Origin of the sequence: Nitrosomonas sp., assembly GCF_024282095.1 — a bacterium.
Taxonomy (GTDB): domain Bacteria; phylum Pseudomonadota; class Gammaproteobacteria; order Burkholderiales; family Nitrosomonadaceae; genus Nitrosomonas.
The window spans coordinates 1-22,300 of sequence record NZ_JAMWZS010000032.1 but is presented as its reverse complement, the minus strand read 5'-3'; the positions used below and the strand labels follow the sequence as shown (position 1 = coordinate 22,300).

General features: G+C 43.4%; 21 protein-coding genes and 1 tRNA gene. 12 read left to right on the top strand and 10 right to left on the bottom strand.

Annotated elements, in window-relative coordinates; all coding sequences use genetic code 11:
• Nucleotides 1-22 precede the first annotated feature (22 nt).
• The 9 genes from Q0K92_RS09945 to lon all read left to right on the top strand — a co-directional run bounded on the left by Q0K92_RS09945 (nucleotide 23) and on the right by lon (nucleotide 9,834).
• Complete coding sequence (locus tag Q0K92_RS09945; protein ID WP_297325650.1) at nucleotides 23-490, top strand: hypothetical protein; 468 nt, start codon at nucleotides 23-25, stop codon at nucleotides 488-490.
• Between the two features lie 289 nt (nucleotides 491-779).
• Entirely contained in the window at nucleotides 780-1,070 is a 291-nt protein-coding gene (gene groES / locus Q0K92_RS09940; protein WP_297325649.1) for a co-chaperone GroES, read from the top strand.
• A gap of 57 nt (nucleotides 1,071-1,127) precedes the next feature.
• Complete coding sequence (gene groL / locus Q0K92_RS09935) at nucleotides 1,128-2,777, top strand: chaperonin GroEL (RefSeq protein ID WP_297325648.1); 1,650 nt, start codon at nucleotides 1,128-1,130, stop codon at nucleotides 2,775-2,777.
• 165 nt (nucleotides 2,778-2,942) lie between these two features.
• The gene (locus Q0K92_RS09930; protein ID WP_297325647.1) at nucleotides 2,943-3,701 is read left to right on the top strand and encodes a YciK family oxidoreductase; all 759 of its coding nucleotides are present in this window, start codon (nucleotides 2,943-2,945) and stop codon (nucleotides 3,699-3,701) included.
• Nucleotides 3,702-3,762: 61 nt separating this feature from the next.
• Nucleotides 3,763-3,847: transfer RNA gene (locus tag Q0K92_RS09925), tRNA-Leu, on the top strand.
• A gap of 110 nt (nucleotides 3,848-3,957) precedes the next feature.
• On the top strand, nucleotides 3,958-5,280 hold the full coding sequence (gene tig, locus Q0K92_RS09920) for a trigger factor (protein WP_297325646.1): 1,323 nt from the start codon (nucleotides 3,958-3,960) through the stop codon (nucleotides 5,278-5,280).
• Nucleotides 5,264-5,905, top strand: coding sequence for an ATP-dependent Clp endopeptidase proteolytic subunit ClpP (clpP, locus tag Q0K92_RS09915; RefSeq protein ID WP_297325645.1), 642 nt, complete (start codon nucleotides 5,264-5,266; stop codon nucleotides 5,903-5,905). Before tig ends, clpP begins: the two co-directional genes overlap by 17 nt.
• A gap of 65 nt (nucleotides 5,906-5,970) precedes the next feature.
• Nucleotides 5,971-7,248, top strand: coding sequence for an ATP-dependent Clp protease ATP-binding subunit ClpX (clpX, locus tag Q0K92_RS09910; RefSeq protein WP_110336959.1), 1,278 nt, complete (start codon nucleotides 5,971-5,973; stop codon nucleotides 7,246-7,248).
• A gap of 168 nt (nucleotides 7,249-7,416) precedes the next feature.
• On the top strand, nucleotides 7,417-9,834 hold the full coding sequence (lon, locus tag Q0K92_RS09905; RefSeq protein ID WP_297325644.1) for an endopeptidase La: 2,418 nt from the start codon (nucleotides 7,417-7,419) through the stop codon (nucleotides 9,832-9,834).
• A 212-nt stretch (nucleotides 9,835-10,046) separates the two neighbouring features.
• Here the strand turns inward: lon and Q0K92_RS09900 are convergent, their stop codons facing one another.
• The 8 genes from Q0K92_RS09900 to Q0K92_RS09865 all read right to left on the bottom strand — a co-directional run bounded on the left by Q0K92_RS09900 (nucleotide 10,047) and on the right by Q0K92_RS09865 (nucleotide 15,282).
• Nucleotides 10,047-10,841 (bottom strand): carbonic anhydrase family protein, encoded by a 795-nt coding sequence (locus tag Q0K92_RS09900; RefSeq protein ID WP_297325643.1) that lies wholly within the window; start codon nucleotides 10,839-10,841, stop codon nucleotides 10,047-10,049.
• 30 nt (nucleotides 10,842-10,871) lie between these two features.
• The gene (locus Q0K92_RS09895) at nucleotides 10,872-11,123 is read right to left on the bottom strand and encodes a hypothetical protein (protein ID WP_297325642.1); all 252 of its coding nucleotides are present in this window, start codon (nucleotides 11,121-11,123) and stop codon (nucleotides 10,872-10,874) included.
• A gap of 171 nt (nucleotides 11,124-11,294) precedes the next feature.
• Entirely contained in the window at nucleotides 11,295-11,813 is a 519-nt protein-coding gene (locus Q0K92_RS09890) for a GNAT family N-acetyltransferase (RefSeq protein WP_297325641.1), read from the bottom strand.
• Nucleotides 11,814-11,855: 42 nt separating this feature from the next.
• A complete protein-coding gene (locus tag Q0K92_RS09885; RefSeq protein WP_297325640.1) occupies nucleotides 11,856-12,239 on the bottom strand; it encodes a SirB2 family protein in 384 nt (127 codons plus the stop codon).
• A gap of 2 nt (nucleotides 12,240-12,241) precedes the next feature.
• Nucleotides 12,242-12,727, bottom strand: a complete 486-nt coding sequence (locus Q0K92_RS09880) for a hypothetical protein (RefSeq protein ID WP_297325639.1) — start codon at nucleotides 12,725-12,727, stop codon at nucleotides 12,242-12,244.
• 110 nt (nucleotides 12,728-12,837) lie between these two features.
• On the bottom strand, nucleotides 12,838-13,194 hold the full coding sequence (locus tag Q0K92_RS09875) for an STAS/SEC14 domain-containing protein (RefSeq protein ID WP_297325638.1): 357 nt from the start codon (nucleotides 13,192-13,194) through the stop codon (nucleotides 12,838-12,840).
• A 70-nt stretch (nucleotides 13,195-13,264) separates the two neighbouring features.
• On the bottom strand, nucleotides 13,265-14,110 hold the full coding sequence (locus tag Q0K92_RS09870) for a DMT family transporter (RefSeq protein ID WP_297325661.1): 846 nt from the start codon (nucleotides 14,108-14,110) through the stop codon (nucleotides 13,265-13,267).
• Nucleotides 14,111-14,169: 59 nt separating this feature from the next.
• Nucleotides 14,170-15,282: an aromatic ring-hydroxylating dioxygenase subunit alpha gene (locus Q0K92_RS09865; protein ID WP_297325637.1), complete on the bottom strand. Its 1,113-nt coding sequence runs from the start codon at nucleotides 15,280-15,282 to the stop codon at nucleotides 14,170-14,172.
• Nucleotides 15,283-15,507: 225 nt separating this feature from the next.
• On the opposite strand from Q0K92_RS09865, the gene Q0K92_RS09860 reads away from it, so the two are divergent.
• The 3 genes from Q0K92_RS09860 (at nucleotide 15,508) to Q0K92_RS09850 (ending at nucleotide 19,537) form a co-directional block, all read left to right on the top strand.
• Nucleotides 15,508-16,929 (top strand): adhesin, encoded by a 1,422-nt coding sequence (locus Q0K92_RS09860; protein ID WP_297325636.1) that lies wholly within the window; start codon nucleotides 15,508-15,510, stop codon nucleotides 16,927-16,929.
• 113 nt (nucleotides 16,930-17,042) lie between these two features.
• Complete coding sequence (locus Q0K92_RS09855) at nucleotides 17,043-19,229, top strand: primosomal protein N' (protein ID WP_297325635.1); 2,187 nt, start codon at nucleotides 17,043-17,045, stop codon at nucleotides 19,227-19,229.
• 71 nt (nucleotides 19,230-19,300) lie between these two features.
• Complete coding sequence (locus Q0K92_RS09850) at nucleotides 19,301-19,537, top strand: DUF465 domain-containing protein (RefSeq protein WP_297325634.1); 237 nt, start codon at nucleotides 19,301-19,303, stop codon at nucleotides 19,535-19,537.
• Nucleotides 19,538-19,576: 39 nt separating this feature from the next.
• Here the strand turns inward: Q0K92_RS09850 and dnaJ are convergent, their stop codons facing one another.
• Both dnaJ and dnaK read right to left on the bottom strand, forming a co-directional pair.
• Nucleotides 19,577-20,683 (bottom strand): molecular chaperone DnaJ, encoded by a 1,107-nt coding sequence (gene dnaJ / locus Q0K92_RS09845; RefSeq protein ID WP_297325633.1) that lies wholly within the window; start codon nucleotides 20,681-20,683, stop codon nucleotides 19,577-19,579.
• Between the two features lie 108 nt (nucleotides 20,684-20,791).
• On the bottom strand, nucleotides 20,792-22,300 hold a 1,509-nt coding region (dnaK, locus tag Q0K92_RS09840; protein ID WP_297325632.1), incomplete at its 5' end, for a molecular chaperone DnaK.

Here is a 22,300-nt window from a genome sequence, read left to right as displayed (position 1 = left end):
ATTAATGGAAGGAGAGTGCGAAATGACTGAAGCTGCTCGTAAAGTACTTAAAGATTGTCGTGATGCGACCGGCGATCTTGTAGACGGAATACAAGGTGGAGAATGGCGACGTCGCTGGATACTTGCAGTTGTGCTGCTTCGTGCTGTTGGTCATGTTCTTGCGAAAGTGGATGGGGCACGAAGTGATGAATATAAAAATGAAATTAAATCGTGGTGGACAGCGCTTAAAGAGGGTAAACCTAATCCTGACATCTTTTGGGAATTTATTGAAGAGGAGCGAAACACGATACTTAAGGAATACAGTACCAAAGCTGGTCAGGGCGTTAAGATCTACCTGGGCAATCAATCGTCGACCACTTATCACTACACAATCAACTCAGGGCCGTTTAAGGGACAAGATCAACGTTGTGTTCTGGATAAGGCAATTTCCTGGTGGGAGAGTGAATTGGATCGAATCGATCAGAAAGTACAGTCAATGAATAAAAAATAAGTTCTACTAAATTTTTTATTTAGTTTTGACTAAACGAGCATTTATATAATTCCGCTTTTGTTACGTTTTTATTCCAGATTTATTTTCTTCCTTACAACAACAACATACAAAAATTCTTTATTTGCCACTCTTGAAATTCTTGAGGATAGATCCTATTATTAGCACTCATAGTTAATGAGTGCTAATAATTCTTGTAATATTACAACTCTAATTGTTTCAGAAACTCTTCAAATGAATTGCAAGCCATTGCATAAACTACGAATTATTAATTTTAACAGGAGAAAACAGCATGAAAATTCGTCCTTTGCATGATCGCGTGATCGTCAAGCGATTAGAAGATGAGCGTAAAACTGCATCAGGTATTGTTATTCCAGACAGTGCAGCAGAGAAACCCGATCAAGGCGAAATTCTAGCAGTAGGAAAAGGTAAGGTTGGTGATGATGGGAAAGTTCGTCCGCTAGAGGTTAAGGTTGGTGACAAGGTATTGTTTGGTAAATATGCCGGGCAATCTGTCAAGGTTCAAGGCGAGGAGCTTTTAGTGATGCGGGAAGAAGATATTATGGGTGTGGTTGAAGGTTAAGCGCATTGATCCAATTACTTACCAGAGACAATATTTTGAGAAATTAGGAGAACAGTTATGTCAGCAAAAGAAGTGAAGTTTGGTGATTCAGCGCGTCATAGAATGGTAGCTGGTGTTAATATTTTAGCCGATGCGGTAAAAGTAACCTTAGGACCAAAGGGCCGAAATGTAGTATTGGATCGTTCTTATGGTGCGCCGACCATTACCAAGGATGGCGTTTCAGTTGCTAAAGAGATCGAACTGAAAGATAAATTTGAAAATATGGGCGCACAGATGCTAAAAGAAGTAGCCAGTAAAACATCTGATGTGGCCGGTGACGGCACCACTACTGCAACGGTATTGGCTCAGGCTATCGTTAAAGAAGGTATGAAGTATGTTGCTGCAGGTATGAATCCAATGGATCTCAAACGCGGGATTGACAAAGCAGTGACTGCAGCCATTGGTGAGCTGAAAAAACTGTCAAAACCATGTGCGACAGCCAAAGAAATTGCTCAAGTTGGCAGCATTTCTGCAAACTCTGATAATGAAATAGGCAAGATCATTGCTGATGCAATGGACAAAGTTGGCAAAGAAGGCGTAATCACTGTGGAAGATGGATCAGGGTTACAAAATGAACTGGAAGTGGTCGAAGGTATGCAGTTTGATCGTGGCTATCTCTCCCCTTACTTTGTAAGTAGCGCAGAGAAACAAATTGCCTTGCTGGATAATCCTTTTATTTTATTGCATGACAAAAAGATATCTAATATCCGTGACTTGTTGCCCATATTAGAGCAAGTAGCTAAAGCAGGTAAACCATTACTGATTATCGCTGAAGATGTCGATGGCGAAGCACTGGCAACTTTAGTTGTGAATAATATTCGCGGCATTCTTAAAACCTGTGCCGTTAAAGCACCAGGTTTTGGTGATCGTCGTAAAGCCATGCTGGAAGACATTGCGATTCTAACAGGCGGGACAGTGATTGCTGAAGAAGTTGGTTTAACTTTAGAGAAAGCTACGTTGAATGATCTGGGGCAAGCCAAGCGCATCGAAGTTGGTAAAGAAAATACAACGATTATTGATGGTGCAGGTAATGCTAGTAACATTGAAGGCCGTGTTAAACAGATTCGTGCTCAAATAGAAGAAGCTAGCAGTGATTATGATAAAGAGAAGCTGCAGGAACGCGTGGCCAAACTGGCGGGTGGTGTCGCACTTATTAAAGTTGGTGCTGCTACTGAAGTCGAAATGAAAGAGAAAAAAGCGCGGGTTGAAGATGCGTTACATGCAACACGAGCAGCGGTCGAAGAAGGTGTTGTTCCTGGTGGTGGCGTGGCATTGTTACGTGCCATCCCAATTGTCAAACAAACTAAAGGCGACAATCATGATCAGGATGCAGGCATTAAGATTGTTTTACGTGCTCTTGAAGAACCACTGCGTCAGATCGTAATCAATTGTGGTGATGAGCCATCCGTTGTCGTGAACAAAGTTGCTGAAGGCAAAGGTAATTTTGGCTACAATGCAGCAACAAGTGAGTACGGAGATCTGGTATCGATGGGTGTTCTGGATCCAACAAAAGTTACGCGCTCCGCTCTGCAAAATGCAGCTTCAGTTGCGAGTTTGATGTTAACTACTGATGCAATGGTTGCGGAGCTGCCTAAAGAAGATACTGCAGCAGCTGGTGGTATGGGCGGCATGGGTGGTATGGGCGGCATGGGTGGTATGGATATGTAAAATGGTATCTGTTCAGATTACTCGATAATTGATATCAAAAAAAAACAGACCCCAGAAAATATGGGGTCTGTTTTTTTGTCTTTATTGGCACAAATGGGAAATAGGGACACTTATCAGGTGTTTTATTTTTTCTCTAAAAGTGCCTTATCGTGATAAATTCCAATTATGAAAAAATTAGAAAGTTACTTAGCACCGCAGAATCTGCTTAAAGATCGTGTAATTCTTATCACGGGTGCTGGGCAAGGCTTGGGGCGAGCTGCGGCAATAGCTTATGCAAATCATGGCGCAACGGCAATCTTGCACGGGCGTAAAGTGGAAAAACTAGAACGTGTTTATGATGAAATTGAGGCGATAGGGAAAGCACAAGCACTCATTTATCCGCTTAATTTAGAGAATGCCCAGGACAAGGATTTTGTAGTAATAGCTCAGGCAATAGAGCAACAATTGGGGCGACTGGATGGAATCTTGCATAATGCCGCATTTTTATATGGCTTGAGTCCGGCAGAAAATCAGACTGTCGAGCAATGGCGAACACTATTGCACGTTAATTTGATTGTGCCTTTTGCCCTGACTAAGGCATGCTTACCTCTACTAAAAGCTGCTCCTGATGCCAGCGTTATTATGACATCGAGTTCTCATGGGCATAACCCATCAGCTTATTGGGGAGGGTTTACGGTTGCGAAAGCGGGTATTGAAGCTTTAGTGAAAGTTCAAGCTGATGAGTGGGAGGTTATGCCAAATTTGCGTATCAACGCCATTGTGCCTGGAGTTGTGAATTCACCACAACGTGCTAAAACTCATCCAGGCGAGGTTAAGCAAACGATGCGACAGCCTGAAGATTTAATGACAACTTATTTGTATTTGATGGGACCAGATAGTAAAGGAATGAGTGGCGAAATAGTATTTTGTCAGGGAAATGAATGATCTGGCTGCGGTTAGCGGGATTAAAAGGTATAATTACCAAGATTGTAAGATAAAAGAAAATGCGAAAGTGGCGGAATTGGTAGACGCACCAGATTTAGGTTCTGGCGCCGAGAGGTGTGGGGGTTCGAGTCCCCCCTTTCGCACCAAGTTGTTCAAGTATTGCAGAACTATCCTATTCGGCAAATATCATAGAATTAAAATGGCGAATGGATAGTATGTGCTGTGTTGAGAAATATTTAATCAGTCAGGAATCTTAATGGGATCAAACATAGAAAACCTCGGTGCATTGGAACGCCGCTTCGACATTACAATTTCTGTAGAGAAATTGCAGGGTGAAATTGAAAATCGCCTAAAACGATTGGTAAAGACTACCAAGCTACATGGCTTCCGTCCTGGAAAGGTCCCATTAAAAATGGTTACACAAATGTATGGCGCGCAAGTTCAACAAGACGTTCTGAATGATGCCATACATAAGGATTTCACAGATACCATCAAGGAATTGAATTTGCAAGTTGCTGGATATCCGAAATTTGAAGCAAAATCACTAAATAATAATGATGCACATTATATATTCAGCGCAACATTTGAAGTTTATCCTGAAATAACTATCGGTGATCTAGACAAACAAAGCATATATCGACCTAATGTAAAAATAGAGGATGCCGATATTGACAAGACTCTGGAGATGATCCGTAAACAACGTGTGACATATGAACCGGTTACTCGCGCAGCAAAAAAAGGTGATCGGGTTAAGATCGATTATCATGGCACAATAGATGGTGTTGATTTTGAAGGTGGAAAAGCCACTGATCTCCAGTTGATAATTGGGGATGGGAAATTTCTTAAGGATTTCGAAGCTGCGCTTATTGGTATGAAAGTAGGTAACAATAAATCATTTGATGTTGTTTTTCCGGAAGACTATCATGGCAAGAGCGTTGCTGGAAAAATCGCCATTTTTGAAGTAAAACTAAATGAGCTTGAAGAGCCTAGGTTACCAAATGTGGATGCTGATTTTGCTAAGCTACTAGGCATCCCCGATGGGGATATGAAAAAATTACATGAAGGAATTCAACAGGATCTGGAGCGTGAAGTTTCTAAGCGAGTCAGATCAAAAATTAAAGAACAAATTATGCAATCATTATTGGATACCACACAGATTGCCGCTCCCAGCGTTCTAATCAACCAAGAAATAGAACGGCTAATGAAAAATGCAAAGAATAATCTTGAAGCACGCGGGATGAAAACTGAAGAAATACCGTTTGCACCAGATTTTTTTAAAGAAAAGGCAGAATATCGAGTTAAATTGGGTCTAATCCTCTCAGAACTCGTAAAAGTGCATGCGCTGAAAGCTACGCGTGAACAGGTTAGAAATATAATAGAAGATGCAGCACAAAGCTACGAGAACCCGGAACAAGTTATTAAATGGCATTATGCTTCTTCAGAGCGTTTACAAGAAGCCGAATCATTAGCGTTAGAAGAAAATGTAGTAAATTGGGCGCTCAATAAAATAAATTTAATAGATAAAACTGTAACATTTGATGAGTTGATGGGGATATCCAGAAATGACGCGACTACTTGATAATATGCTAAATACAGAGCCTATGAATCTGGGTTTGATTCCCATGGTGATAGAGACGAGCGGGCGCGGTGAACGTGCGTATGATATCTATTCGCGCTTATTAAAGGAGAGGGTTGTATTTTTGGTTGGCCCTGTTACAGAGGCGAGTGCAAACCTGGTTGTTGCACAATTTCTATTTCTAGAGTCCGAGAATTCAGAAAAAGATATACATTTTTATATTAATTCACCTGGTGGCATTGTATCTGCAGGTTTGGCTATCTATGACACAATGCAATATATTAAACCAGATGTAAGCACTTTATGCATTGGGCAAGCAGCAAGTATGGGAGCATTATTACTAACTGCAGGAGCGAAAGGAAAACGTTATTGTTTACCAAATTCGCGCGTAATGATTCATCAGCCACTGGGCGGGTTTCAAGGGCAAGCTTCCGATATTGAGATACATGCGCGCGAGATCTTGTATCTTAAAGCGCGATTAAATGAAATCATGGCAAAGCATACGGGGCATCCAGTATCCGATGTAGAAAAAGATACGGATCGAGATAATTTTATGAGTGCAGCTGAATCAGTAAATTATGGTTTAGTTGATGCGGTATTAGCACATAGGGAAGAAAGTACAAATTAAAGTGGAATACTTGAACAATTTTTTTAATCACGGGTATTTAAACTCGGTTACTGTGGGATAAAAATATGCCAGACAAAGCGAGTAGCGAGAAACTTCTTTATTGTTCTTTTTGCGGCAAAAGTCAGCATGAAGTAAGGAAACTTATTGCAGGTCCCTCTGTATTTATTTGTGATGAATGTATTGATTTATGTAATGACATCATCCGTGAAGAAATGCAAGGGGATGAGTCAACAAAGCTGGTGAAGTCAAACTTACCTGTACCGAGAGAAATATGCCAGATACTCGATCAATATGTGATTGGACAAGAATCAGCAAAAAAAATATTATCTGTGGCAGTCTACAATCATTATAAGCGCTTGAGAAACGTAGCAAAATCGGATGATGCAGATGATATTGAGCTCTCAAAAAGTAATATTCTGCTCGTTGGCCCGACTGGATCAGGTAAAACTCTACTCGCACAAACTTTAGCTCGGCTATTGGATGTACCTTTCATTATGGCAGATGCCACAGCCTTAACCGAAGCAGGTTATGTCGGTGAAGATGTTGAGAATATTATTCAGAAATTACTTCAAAAATGTAATTATGATGCGGAGAAAGCACAGCGAGGCATTGTATACATTGATGAAATAGATAAGATCTCACGAAAATCGGATAATCCATCAATTACACGTGATGTTTCAGGTGAAGGTGTTCAGCAAGCACTATTAAAATTAATCGAAGGCACCATTGCTATGGTTCCTCCTCAGGGAGGACGAAAGCATCCTAATCAAGAATTTATTCAAGTGGATACCACCAATATTTTATTTATTTGTGGTGGTGCATTTGATGGCCTTGATAAAGTGATTAGAGCACGTACCGAGAAAAGTGGGATTGGCTTTGGTGTTGATGTAAAAAATCATAACAGAAAGGATATAAATAAGGTTCTTCAGCAAATAGAACCAGAAGATTTAGTTAAATTTGGCTTAATCCCTGAATTTGTAGGGCGTTTACCAGTTGTTGCAACGCTAGAGGAGCTCAATGAAGCCGCATTAATTCAAATTCTAACGGAACCTAAAAATGCTCTCGTCAAACAATACTGGAAAATGTTTAATATGGAAGGAGGGGTTGATCTAGAATTTCGAGAACCGGCTCTCAAAGCAATAGCGAAAAGAGCTTTAACGCGTAAAACAGGTGCACGTGGTTTGCGTTCAATTCTAGAAGAAATTCTATTGGATATTATGTACGATCTTCCTTCGTTAGAAAATATTTCTAAAGTAGTCATTGATCATAATTCAACCAACGATGATATTAAACCGATATTAATTTACTCAGATCAGCCAAAAATTGCCAAGCGTTCTAAATAATTCAATTGGTTAAGAAGCAGTAATCTATTAGGACCAATAAGAATAACATGTGCATATGTATTTTCTATTTTGATTGTTTTCGTTTGGGTTTGAAGTAATACTGTCTTGATTTTTCTTATTGATGTACATACCTTATTAACGCGTTGTAAATTTTATAGATGAGTAGATATGACCTCTTTAGATGATAGTTCTGAACATTTGATTCTGCCGCTTCTACCGTTACGTGATGTGGTTGTTTTTCCTCATATGGTTATTCCGCTGTTTGTGGGAAGACAGAAATCCATTAAAGCGCTTGAGCTTGCAATGGAGTCGAATAAAAACATTCTACTTGTTGCTCAGAAAATAGCATCTAAAGATGATCCTGCACCGGGGGATCTTTATGATGTATGTAGCGTTGCTAGCTTATTACAAATGCTGAAACTGCCTGACGGAACTGTTAAGGTTTTGGTGGAAGGCAATTATCGTGCTCGTATTCTGGAATTAATTGATTCTGAAACTCACTTCTCGGGTAGGGCATCGCAAGTACCATCGGATGTCGATAATAACTCTGAAGCAGAGGCAATGCGGCGTGCTATCTTGACCCAGTTTGATCAATACGTAAAACTCAACAAGAAGATCCCACCCGAAATTATTACCTCGTTGAGTGGCATAGATGATGCTGGACGTTTAGCAGATACTATTGCAGCCTACTTACCATTAAAGCTTGAACAGAAACAGGAAGTACTAGAAATTTTTGAGGTATCCACGCGTTTAGAGCATTTGTTAGGTTTATTGGAAACTGAGCTTGATATACTGCAAGTTGAAAAACGCATTCGCGGCAGAGTCAAGCGCCAGATGGAAAAGAGCCAACGTGATTATTACCTTAATGAGCAGGTTAAAGCCATTCAAAAAGAATTGGGTGAAGGTGAGGATGGCGCAGATCTAGAAGAAATTGAGAAAAAGATCAGGTCTGCTCAAATGCCTAAAGAAGCGCACACTAAAGCTGAATCAGAGTTAAAAAAACTCCGTTTAATGTCTCCCATGTCCGCAGAAGCAACAGTAGTACGTAATTATATTGATGCACTAGTGGCTTTACCATGGAAAAAGAAGAGCAAAATTAATCATGATTTAAAAGCAGCTGAAGCGACACTTGAAAAAGATCATTATGGTTTGGAGAAAGTTAAAGAACGAATTGTTGAGTATTTGGCAGTACAACAACGTGTAACTAAAATGAAAGCTCCTATTCTTTGCCTCGTTGGCCCTCCTGGTGTTGGGAAAACTTCGCTAGGCCAATCGATTGCGCATGCCACAAACAGGAAGTTTGTACGCATGTCACTTGGCGGTGTTCGAGATGAGGCTGAGATTCGTGGACATCGCCGAACTTATATCGGATCAATGCCAGGTAAGATCTTACATAATATGAGTAAAGTGAGTGTCAAGAATCCACTATTTTTACTCGACGAGGTAGATAAGATGGGCATGGATTTCCGTGGAGACCCATCTTCTGCCTTGTTAGAAGTTCTTGATCCAGAGCAGAATAATACATTCGTAGATCATTATATTGAGGTGGAATATGATTTATCCGACGTCATGTTCGTGGCAACAGCCAATACTCTGAATATTGCTCCAGCGTTACTTGATCGTATGGAAGTAATTCAGCTATCGGGATATACAGAAGACGAGAAATTGAATATAGCTACGCGCTATTTATTAACTAAGCAGATGCAGAATCATGGCCTCAAGGAAAATGAGCTGACTATTTCAAATTCTGCTTTACAGGATATCGCTCGCTATTATACGAGAGAGGCCGGTGTACGAGCAATGGAACGAGAAATCTCCAAGATCTGCCGGAAAGCTGTAAAAGCAATGTTACTTAAGAAAGGGAAAAATAGAGTAGTTGTTACATCACGTAACCTAGACAAATTTTTAGGAGTAAGACGCTATACATATGGCGTTGCTGAAGAAAAAAACCAAGTTGGGCAAGTAACCGGCTTAGCTTGGACAGAAGTGGGTGGTGAGTTATTGACTATCGAGGCTGTTGTATTGCCAGGAAAAGGCAAAACCATTACTACTGGGAAGCTAGGTGAAGTGATGCAAGAATCTATACAGGCTGCTCTTTCTGTAGTTCGAGGTCGCTCCCATTTGTTAGGTATACCTGAAGACTTCTATCAAAAGAACGATATCCATATACATCTCCCAGAGGGGGCTACGCCCAAAGATGGCCCAAGTGCGGGCATCGGTATATGTGTCGCAATGGTATCTGTTCTGACAAATATTGCCGTGAGAGCCGATGTAGCGATGACAGGCGAGATTACCTTAAGAGGTGAAGTACTTCCGATAGGTGGTTTAAAGGAAAAACTACTGGCCGCACATCGCGGTGGCATCAAAGGAGTAATTATTCCTGATAAGAATATTAAAGATTTAACTGATATTCCTTTAAATGTGAGGAATCAGCTAACCATATATCCCGTCAAATGGATAGATCAGGTACTTGATCTAGCACTGGAGCATAAACCAGAATTACTTTCCGTTCCAATTACCCAGCAATCATCATCTATGCAGCCAACCACTGAAGATAAGCTAATAGAAAGTGTAATTAAGCACTAAAAACTGGTGGTTACGTGTAATTGAGAAATGATCAGAAGTATCTATATTTTCATAGTTATGTGGCTTTCACCCCTGATTTTCCATTAGAGATCCTTTTAACGGAAAATCAGGGATAAATAACAGATTATCGTTTTTACTATCAAGTACTTGCAGTCCTATTAGGAACAACTAAGCAAGTCGCCTAGCTTGCTACGATTTTTTCCTTATTAAGATTACTCTGTCGACAATACAGCCCGCCCATTTAGATCTTGAGGTAATCTCGCATTATTGGTGTAGAACCCTTTCAGTTGTTCCAGTTGCGCTGCTGATATCGTGATAATCTTTGATAGAAGATACCATTGCACCCCTTCACTACATGGAGGGGTAGTTAAAGAACCTGCAAAAGTATAAAAATCTAAATTCTCATGATCAAGCGCGGGAAGCAAAAGTGCGGGATTGATCTGTATGCCAGTATTCGAATTCTGCACCCCTTCTTCATGCGGGGTATTATCCAGAATCGTTTGGAATATTGGATTTGCATCTCCAATATCTATAGCGGTAGCAAGCACTATTATTCTTCCATCATCATTGATATGAACAAAGTGTAACTCGGCTGGAAATTTTTTATCGCCTACGACATGTTCACTGGGTTCATGAAAATGAAACTGGATGAGTGGATAAGACTCTTCTCCAATTTTCAACACGCCCGTATAATCAAGCGAGGTATTTACTTGCACACCATGGCCACTATTGAAGAAGGTCGGTGTATCAATATCGTACAAAGCCTGCAGTCTATTCAATACCTTTGCGTTGTTTATTGTTGCCGCAGCAAGATCAACCGGGGATTGGTGCTTGCCTACGCCACATTCAGCAAAGGGGTACTTCAGAGGCACGTCCTGAGATGTATCCTCAATTGCCCACCATGTTGGCTGTTCATCATGACTCCAATGCGGTGGAGCAGAAAAAGCAATGGTTGCATAGCATGTAAAAATTGCAGAAGCCAGATTTCTCAATATTTTAGTTTTCATTAATTAACTCCTATTTCAAGTAATTCTGAATTAACAAAGATGCTGTCTACAATACTCAATCATTGGTGGTTTCTTTTTAGAATTGGAATCTTCAGTTGATTGAGCATCTCTCTTTTTTATTAATGAATCAGACTTCGAAGATTGTGATTGTTGGCTTGTATCAGACGATGATTGTGTTTGTTGATTTGCATCAATCAATGATTTTGATTGATTCCCTCCTGATTCGGCAAAACAAGAAACACTTAAGCTCAGTACAGCAACCATAAAAAGTTTTATAAGCATGATTTCCTCATCTATAAATAATTTTGATCACATTTTTACTACATGCGCTACGCACAATATCACGGTAAATGTTAAGAAAATGTCAAGAAAAACAACCACAACAAGTAATGTTATTGTAGTAAGAATAAATATAGAATCAGTTCCTACTCAATCAAGATAAGCTGTATCCGGTCAAATAATCTTCTCAAGGTATTCAATCGTTAATCCAGCAACTTTCGGTACACCGATACCCAAACTCAGTGGATAAGCTTCGATTCTGCCGGTGCGTGAATAACCTCTGCGTTCGTAGAAGGCGATCAATTCCGGACGTTGTGACACCACAAACATGACAAATTTTTGTACCCCCATATTTCTCTGAGCAAATGTTTCAGCTTGCTTGAGCACATGCTTGCCGAGCCCTTTTCCTTGTAAACTGGGATGAACTGAGAAGAAACCGATGTATGCATGCGCTTGTTCTTTGGCGACATAAATACATGCAGCCAATGCTTGCGGCTGATTGACAACTAAAAAATGTGCATTGGGTTTAGATAGGGCAATTTCTATTTCCTGCCGGTTGGTTCTGTCACCTTGAATAATTTGGGTTTCCTTGGTCCAACCTGCTTCTCCGCGATAGGTCAGATTCACCAGATTTGATATCGCTTGCGCTTGGCCATACCCAGCTTTTTCAAGGTAAAAATGGGAATAATCCATCAATTGACGTGGTATTCTTCGGGGTCGAAGCGATCTTGCTCGTTAGAAGAGGTCCAATACCGGACTCTTGGTCAACGCAACCAATACGATATAGATAAATACACACTGTGCTGCAATCCAGGCAATAATTTTTGTTTGCCGGGTTTTACCCAATCGCATGGCCATCATGCCTAGGGCAATATAGAACAGTAAGCCGATTACCTTGGCGGTTAGCCAGGAATGCTCCAACGGGTTTTGCTGAATGGTCATTGCCAGTGCCACAGCACTGGTTAATAAAATAGTATCCACGACATGCGGCAGGATTTTTACCCAGCGCCGGCCTAGGTTTTTCGAGTCCTGTAACAACCAGATGCCGCGCAGAAAGAATAGTGTATAACTCACGATAACGCTGCCTACATGAATCATTTTTAGCAATGCGTAGTCCATATTCAATTTCCGGATATCACCCAGCCATGACTACCTGCCACCGCGCCGGCGATGGTAATCAAGCTCAATATTAGTAACAGCAAGTGCTTGCGTTGAATTCTGGCGAATGTTTCTGCGGAAACATTTTCCTGTATGGATCCGGCAGTTTGTCGTCGGCGTGCACGCGGTTCCATGACAAACAACATCACGCTAAATAGCAACCAGATCAGCACCATGGTGTGCATCCACCAGTACTGCCATTGTGTGAAGCGTTGCCAGGCATCCAGTACATACACCATGTAAAAACCCGTTACGCCCACAAATAATGTGGAAAAACGTGCTTGTGCAGCGAATCGCCGCCTGAATTGCGCAAAAAAAGCCATCGCCTCAGTTGCCGATTGCATACGTGCCAATGTGGGCAATAGTACTGTCGTAACCATCGCAACACCACCAATCCAGAGAATTACACCCAGCACATGGAATACTCTGGCAAAAACAAGCTCATCCATACGTCTTTTTATTACCTACAGAGAAATCCGAATTGGAATATGCCGTATCTTTTTAAGATTCATTGAATACAGCATATTCACGAACAAGTATTCAAGATAACAGCCAACTGTCAGCTATCCACCGTATCAGAAGCCCATTCCTCGGCTTCCTCATAGTTGCTGAATACTGATACGTTTGCATTAATAAAAAGATTGGAAACCCAAGCTCCCCATGCCTGCCATTCATCATCAGTAACCACAGCAACCCGATTAAAATCGCTACCGTGATCCCGCATGAATTTTATCTCCTCCCATGCAACATCAACGGTGTAATCCAGCATATCGCGCCAATCGAATAACAGGTTTGCTTTGCCGTCAAAGTGTGACTGATAAAGCACCTGTTGCTCAAATTCTTTATAGTCAGTCAACGTAAATTCACCAATTACCGCAACAATGATCAGATTGTTTTTCTTTTGAATAGTAATCATGGCTCCACCTCAAATAATAACAAGCTCATCATAGGCAATTACACGGGATGGTGCAAATTTTGCCATAAAATTACTTTTGTGGAATGGCGGCCGGCAGTTTAAAACTCAAAACACCACTGAGCGACCCACCCAGAATAATCAATCCCACCCCCAACCACGCAACTGGTGATAGCACTTCATTCCATAGCAGGACACTCCAAAGACTCGCAAATAGCACGGTGCTATAGCCTAACGAAGTCACGAGCAATGTCGCGCCTTGATGATAAGCGCGTGTCATGGCCAATTGCGCCAATGTTGCCGTCATGCCGGTACCCAGTAGCAACAGCAAGCCATGCCAGGTAACCGGGCTGAATGTTGTAAACAACAACCACACACCGGTCAGCAGCGTACTGATCAAAGTAAAATAAAACACCACATGCCATTCCGATTCGCCCAGATTACCCAGCTGCTTGACATTGATATACGCAATTGCTGCAAAAAAACCGGAAGCCATGCCCATCAAACCGGCCACCCAATCACCTTCAGGCAATGTCGGGCGCAACAGTAAAATGATTCCGATAAAACCAAGCAGAATAGTACAAATTAACGGCCACTGTATGTGTTCTTTCAGGATCAGGGTGGAAAACAGCGCAACGAAAAGCGGCCAGGTGTAATTCAGAGAAATAGCCGTGGCCAAAGGCAATTGCGTCAGACAATAAAAGAACATCAACAGACTGACCAAGCCGGTAATGCCACGCCAGCAATGAATCCGCCAATGCGGCGTGCGCACCGAGAGGCGATAGTAACGGATGATCAGATAAGTCATCCAGACGCCAAACAACGAGCGGTAAAATACCAATTCCGTGCTGGAAAAATGGGCAGCACCCAGCTTGACCAGCACACCCATGCAGGCAAACATAAAGGCAGCCACCAACATCCACAATGAACGCACTTGCTTAATCTTCCTAGAACACAGAAATTACAGTTAAACGATGATCAAATATGCGGCCCGATTTCCCGACGCAAAAATTGATGAAAACGTTCCATGCCGGCTTCCATCGGCATTTGATACGGTCCCGTTTCATTCAGATTCTGCTCATATAATGCACGCCTGCCGGCAGTCATCGACTTACAAATTTCATCATCTTCCAACGCGGTTTCTTTATAAGCAGCCTGCTCCGCTTCAACAAAATCGCGCTCAAACAACGCAATTTCTTCCGGATAATAAAACTCAACCACATTCATACAACTTTCGACACCTGTCGGCAATATCGTGCTGATTACCAGTGTGTGGGGATACCATTCCAGCATGATATTGGGATAATAAAGCAACCATATCGCCCCGTATGGCGGCATTTCTCCTTCCGTTTGCTGTAACACCTGTTTGTGCCATTTGGCATAGACCGAACTGCCCGGTTTCTGTAACCGCGCATTATTGATAGCTACCGTCTGCACACTATACCAATCGCCAAATTCCCATTCGAGCTTCTCGGTATTCACAAAATGACCTAAACCCGGATGAAATGGATCGACATGATAATCTTCCAGGTAAACTTCAATGAATGTTTTCCAGTTGCAGGCATAGTGATCCATCTGCACGCGATCCAACAGATAGCCGGAAAAATCAAAATCCTTCAGCACGCTCAGTTTGGCCATATCCTGTGAAACCTTACGCTTGCCGCTAAACAACAAACCATTCCAGCTTTGCAATGGTGTCATGCTTAAATTCAAGCAAGGATTCCGATCAAAATGCGGCGCGCCCAACAATTTACCATTCAATGCATACGTCCAACGATGAATGGGGCACACAATACTTTTGGTGTTGCTTGTGCCTTTGCCTTTCAGCAAAACCGCCTGTCGATGACGGCAAACATTGGAAAGTAGCTCAATACCCTGCTCATTACGCACCAATACTTTGGCATTATTCATCCATTCTGGTACATAATAGTCCCCAACATTGGGTACCATGAGCTCATGTCCCACGTACCTCGATCCTTGATCAAACAGGATGCGTTTTTCAACCTCAAGGATCTGTGGATCCAAGTACCAATCAACAGGAAGCTGGACTGACATCTCTGTCAGTTGTGAGATTTCAGCCATGTTAGACATATTGATACCTTATATTCTCCCAAATAAAAAATGAGCGGCGAAAATACACGAAAAGACCAAAATTTAAAACCCATTTACGCAAGTTAAGACGAAAAAACGATTGCATGGCTATAATAGCAATGTTGATAGTAAAATATCAGTATTCATCTACTAACCTATCATGCGTACAAAGAATGCAAATTGTACAAGATTGAATTATTTAATTAATCAAAAGAGAGCATCTTAATGAAATTTACACACCAGTTGAGAAAAAATTCATGGGCATACCTGTTATCCACTGTATTCATTGTCGGTTTAACCGCCTGTGATAGTGGTGACGACAAAACAGCTGCAACGTCGTCCTCCGCATCATCATCAACGACGACGAATAGATCCATGCCTACCGGCCCAGCCACTGGTATTTTAGTCGATTCCGCCGTTGCCGGCGTATCCTATGCCGCTACTTCCGGCAAATCCGGTGTAACCGATGACGCAGGTAAATTTAATTTTAACCACGGTGACAAAATCGAATTCAAATTGGGCGGTTTGACACTGGGCAATATCCAGGGTTCACAAATTGTGACGCCGATTGAGTTGGCCGGCGATAGTGACAATAAATTGCAGAATCTGCTGGTTCTGCTGCAGTCTCTGGATTCGGATAGCAACCTTTCAAACGGCATTTCCATTTCGAGTGAAACAGCCGCTGCCGTCAAGGGGTCCATCAATTTGGAAAGCAGTCCGGAAACATTTGCCGATTCCGCCAATTTGAAAAGTATCATGGCAGCCGGCGGTATTGACGGCGAAGTCAGAACTCCCGAAGAGGCTCGCGCACACTTTCTTTCGCAAGGCGTTGCGCTCCTCAGCGCCCAGATCTGGGTGAGTTATACCAACCAAACGGCCAGCGTGCTGCGAGTTGCCGCTGACAGCAGCGGTGAATACCTGCAAGGCGACGCCAGAACGGATGATTCCTGCGATGAAAACCGGGTTTGCGGTGGCAAAACCATCTTTCAATCCGGTGTTGAATATGGCGTCGCTAAAGCTGATGATTTTGATAATCGCGGATTTAAGCTGATTAGTATACCTTCTGTAGATACCAATTTAAAAGCCGGTTTCTCACATCCAGGGCCAACCCGGCGCGTTCGCACCGATGGTTTTGAGTTGATCAACTCCGATATCGTCATTGTGCAAAGAGCACGTGCAGAAACCAGTGTGTTTGGAGAACTTTTCCATATCGCCAAACCGATCCAACTGAGCGATGAAAATGAAGTCGTAGAAAGAGAAATCAAAGAAACACGCTATTCAAAAATTGACAACGATGCGAATGGTATCGTGGGCGCCTGGGCTTATGACAGTGACACCATCAAGACGCAAACCCTGGTTTTCTTTCCCAATGGCAAATTCCTGATGATTGATCCGACCGGTGCGACACAACGTGAAGATCAGGCAAAATGCGGGAAACCCGGCATCGAGTTTGCTTCCTACAACTATGACAAGGGTGCCAGTAGACTCAACTTATCGAGCTTTACCTACAACACCAACGGCTGTGCCGGTTTTTCTGATTTAGACAACAATACCCCAACCGGCTTTTCGATCAACTCAGACGGAAACAGCGCCAAGCTGGACAAGAAAGGCGAAGAATCCGTCACGGTTTATCGGGTTTCCAAATAAATCGGATTGTTAATAACCCTCATATCAGTTACTCGCCGGGAATGCATCAGATCCCCGGTGAGTAACCCGTCTCAAGCGATATCCAATTGAATTAATCCGTCTTTACACTGCTTATGCCGATCATCCGTGTCGCACTTAATGTTCCAGTCGACACAGTGTTCGATTACCTATCGGATGACGCAACCCAACACGATGTAGGCTTACGTGCCTGCGTACCTTTTGGAAAAAAACGAATTACCGGCGTCATTATCGCCATGAGTACAGAAACTCTGGTTCCTATTGAGAAACTGAAATCCGCGTACGGCATTTTTCGCGAAATAGAACCACTCCCCGCCGCACTCATGGATTTATTCCATTTTTGCAGTCAGTATTATCATCATCCGCTCGGTATGGTGATCATGAACAGCTTACCCGTCAAACTGCGCAACAACAAATCTGCCAAACTGAAAGAAGCCTCGAACAACCACCCATTCAGCCTTACCGACATGGGAAAACAGATTGATTTGTCCAGTATTCCGGCGCGTAGCCGCATTGCTCGTCGCTTACTCACCGAACTTCACCAAACAGCCACATTAACCAGCCATCAAGCCAAACAAATCTCACCACGCGCCACCAAATTATTACAAGAATGGATACACCTGGGATGGGTAGCAGCACTCCCTATCCCTGCCGTTGCGGTAACAAAGACTATAGAAATTCCAACCTTGACTCCCGAGCAGGAAATTGCTGTAAATGCCATCACCACTGACACCCGGCAATTCAATACTTGGTTACTGCACGGCGTTACCGGTAGCGGCAAGACCGAAGTTTATCTTCGAGTCATCCAATCTGTGCTGGCACAAGGCAGGCAAGCGCTGATACTCATACCGGAAATCAGCTTAACGCCACAACTGGAAGCGGTTTTTCGCGCACGCTTCCCCACCGTTCCTCTCGTCAATCTGCATAGCGGGCTCAACGATACGGAACGCTTGTCGGGTTGGCTGCAAGCACAACAGGGTAAGGCTAAAATCATACTGGGAACACGCCTGGCAGTTTTTACCCCGCTACCAAACCTAGGGTTGATCATCGTTGATGAAGAACAAGACAGTTCCTTCAAACAACAAGATGGATTGCGCTATTCCGCACGCGATCTGGCTATTTTTCGTGCCAGGCAAATGAATATTCCGGTGGTATTGGGTTCCGCCACCCCGTCATTGGAAAGCTATTACAACGCGCTCACCGGCCGTTACCGGCATGTGCGATTGCGCTCACGCGCCGTGCAGAATGCTGCTCTGCCCCTCATTCAATGCATTGATACGCGCGTCAATAAGATTCAGGAAGGCTTATCGGAGCCACTTATCAAGGCATTGGATCAATGTCTCAAAGAGCAACATCAGAGCCTTGTTTTTATCAACCGGCGGGGCTATGCGCCCGTACTGTTGTGTAAATCCTGTGGATGGACGGCAATCTGCCAACGCTGTTCCAGCCGCTTAGTGGTGCATTTGCGCGATAAGCAATTATGCTGCCACCATTGCGGCCATCAAGAACACTTTCCACGTGCTTGTCCGCAATGCGGGAATCAGGATATTGCCCCGTTCGGGCAAGGCACTCAGCGCGTGGAAGAAACATTGGCAATGCATTTTCCAACCGCACGGATTTTGCGCATCGATCGCGACAGCATTCGCCGTAAGAACGCCTGGCAGGATATTCTACAAGCGATCCATGCGCAACAAGTTGATATTCTGGTTGGCACGCAATTGCTCGCCAAAGGACATGATTTTCCTAATCTATCACTGGTGGGAATCTTGCATGCCGATACTTCGCTGTACAGCACCGATTTTCGCGCCAGTGAACGCTTATTTGCACAGCTGATGCAAGTCGCCGGACGCGCCGGACGCGCCAATGTCGCCGGTCACGTGCTGATTCAAACCGAATTTCCTGATCACCCACTGTATCAGGCTTTGCAGCGGCACGATTATGATGCATTGGCACAAACCCTCCTGACTGAAAGAAAAATGGCCGAGTTCCCGCCTTATGTTTATCAAGCATTATTACGCGCTGAAGCCCATGATATTAAAACGGTACTGGATTTTCTTAGCCAAGCTGCACATCTTGCCAACCCACCTGAATCAGTAGAGATATTCGATCCGGTACCGGCACAAATGCTGCGCTTAAAAGGTTTGGAGCGCGCGCACTTACTGGTACAATCAGCGTCACGCAAGCAATTGCAGGAATTTCTTGCACAATGGTCTATGCAAATTAACACCTTGCCTACGCATAGAATTCGTTGGATATTGGATGTGGATCCACTTGAGTTTTGATCCAAATCAGCACGTATTCCCTGCAATTAGCCCAGAATTAGCTTATAACAGTTATCAGGAAGGAGTCTCTAATGCTAGAAAAACATGATTTACACCATGAATTCCCGGAATACCATGACCGAATCCACGAATTAAAGGGCAGCAACCACCATTTTGCACGCCTGTTTGAGGAATATCATGACATTAATCGCGAAATCCTTAGAATTGAGGAAGGCGTTGAAAATCCCTCTGACGAATATCTGGAAGAATTAAAGAAGAAACGCCTTTCACATAAAGATAAGCTGTATGAAATGATTACCAATTCATAAGGTAGCTATTTTTTCACGAAGCAGGATAGGGCTTTACGATCATTCCGAAAAGAACTCACGGGCTTTATCCATCCATGATTTAGCCCGAGGGCTGTGACGAGGACCATCTTTCAGGCTAATTGCCTCGAGTTCTTCTAAGAGTTCTTTTTGACGCGCCGTCAGTTTGACCGGAGTTTCCACAATCACATGGCAGAGTAAATCGCCTTTGTCATGACTGCGTACACCTTTGATGCCTTTACCGCGTAAGCGGAAAATTTTCCCTGTTTGCGTTTCCGCCGGCACCTTAATTTTGGCATGCCCTTCCAAAGTAGGCACTTCAATTTCCCCGCCTAATGCGGCGACACTAAAACTAATCGGTATTTCACAATGTAAGTGATCACCCTCACGACGAAAAACCGAGTGTGCCGATAAATGAATCACCACATATAAATCTCCAGGCGGGCCGCCATTCAAGCCAGCTTCGCCTTCACCTGAAACACGAATACGGTCGCCATCATCAACACCCACTGGAATTTTTACATTCAATGTTTTATGTTGTTTTACACGCCCCACGCCATGACACGTTGTACACGGACTCGCGATAATTTTGCCGTTGCCCTGACACTTGGGGCATGTTTGCTGGATAGAGAAAAATCCCTGCTGCATTCTGACTTGCCCATGACCATTGCAGGTAGGACACGTTTTAGGTGAAGTACCTGGCTTGGCGCCATCACCATGGCAGGTTTCACATTTTTCCATGGTAGGAATACGAATTTTCGTTTCGGTTCCATGTGCCGCTTGCTCCAGCGAAATCTCCAGGTTATAGCGTAAATCAGCACCCCGGTGCATATTCGAGCGCCCGCCGCGGCCGCCAAAAATATCTCCGAAAATATCGCTAAAGGCATCACTGAATCCCTGCGCACCGCCACCTGCGGCACTGGCGTCAACGCCCGCATGACCAAACTGATCGTAAGCAGCGCGCTTATTAGCATCCGTCAATATTTCATAAGCTTCTTTGGCTTCTTTAAACATTTCTTCTGATTTAACATCACCGGCGTTACGATCAGGGTGATATTTCATTGCCAACTTGCGATAGGCTTTCTTGATGATATTTTCGTCGGCATCACGGCTGACACCGAGTACTTCATAGTAATCGCGCTTACTCATATTGATTTCCTGCTACTGGAATAAAAATTAAACACTAAAACGCAGAGCGCGCAGAAAAGATCTCAGAATCCTCTCTTACGCCTCTGCGTTTGATTTCTCTACCAAAATCTATTTCTTATTTTTGACTTCTTCAAACTCTGCATCAACCACCTCGCCTTCTACCGGTTTTTCATGTTGACCGGACGAAGATCCAGCACCGGGTTGTGCTTGTTGATCCGGCTGATCTTTTTGTTGATACATTTTCTCAGCCAGTTTATGCGCAGCTTCAGTCAATGCCTGAGTTTTGGCATCAATATCTTCTTTTTTATCGGTTTTGAGCACTTCTTCCGCATCTTTCAATGCAGCCTCAATCTTGGATTTCTCATCGCCACTCAGCTCATCGCCATGCTCTTTCAGAGATTTCTTAACAGAATGGATCATGGCATCGCACTGATTGCGACTGGAAATCAATTCCAATGCCTTATGATCTTCCTCGGCATGCGCTTCTGCATCTTTTACCATACGTTCAACTTCGTCATCCGACAAACCGGAACTTGCCTGGATTTTGATTTTGTTTTCCTTGCCGGTCGCTTTGTCTTTCGCTGATACATGCAAAATACCGTTGGCATCGATATCAAATGTCACTTCAATTTGAGGCATTCCGCGCGGTGCGGGCGGAATATCGCTCAAATTAAATTGCCCCAGGCTTTTATTTCCCGACGCCATTTCACGTTCACCCTGTAATACGTGAATGGTTACCGCGGTCTGATTCTCTTCTGCGGTGGAAAATACCTGCTGTGCTTTGGTCGGAATGGTAGTATTTTTTTGGATGAGTTTGGTCATCACGCCGCCGAGCGTCTCGATACCTAAAGACAAAGGTGTCACATCCAATAATAGAACATCCTTGACGTCCCCTTGCAACACACCGCCTTGAATAGCCGCACCGACAGCAACCGCTTCATCGGGATTCACATCCTTACGCGGTTCTTTACCGAATATTTCCTTAACCTTATCCTGCACTTTGGGCATGCGGGTCTGCCCGCCGACCAGAATCACATCATCAATATCAGAAGCGGATAAACCGGCATCTTTAATTGCAGTACGGCATGGCCCAACTGTGCGTTCAATCAGCTCTTCCACCAGACTTTCCAACTTGGCACGGGTTATCTTGACAGCCAGGTGTTTAGGGCCGGACGCATCGGCAGTGATATACGGCAAATTAACTTCAGTTTGTTGACTGGATGACAATTCAATTTTGGTCTTCTCTGCGGCATCTTTCAAACGCTGTAATGCCAACATATCTTTTTTCAGATCAATACCGGTTTCTTTCTTGAATTCATCAACCAGGTATTCAATCACGCGCGAATCAAAATCCTCACCACCGAGGAAAGTATCACCGTTCGTCGCTAATACTTCAAATTGATGCTCGCCTTCAATTTCGGCAATTTCAATAATGGAGATATCAAAAGTGCCGCCACCCAAGTCATACACCGCTATTTTCCGGTCGCCTTCTTTTTTATCCATACCAAAGGCCAGTGCGGCTGCTGTTGGCTCATTGATAATGCGCTTTACTTCCAGGCCGGCAATCCGCCCGGCGTCTTTGGTTGCCTGGCGTTGCGAGTCATTGAAGTAAGCAGG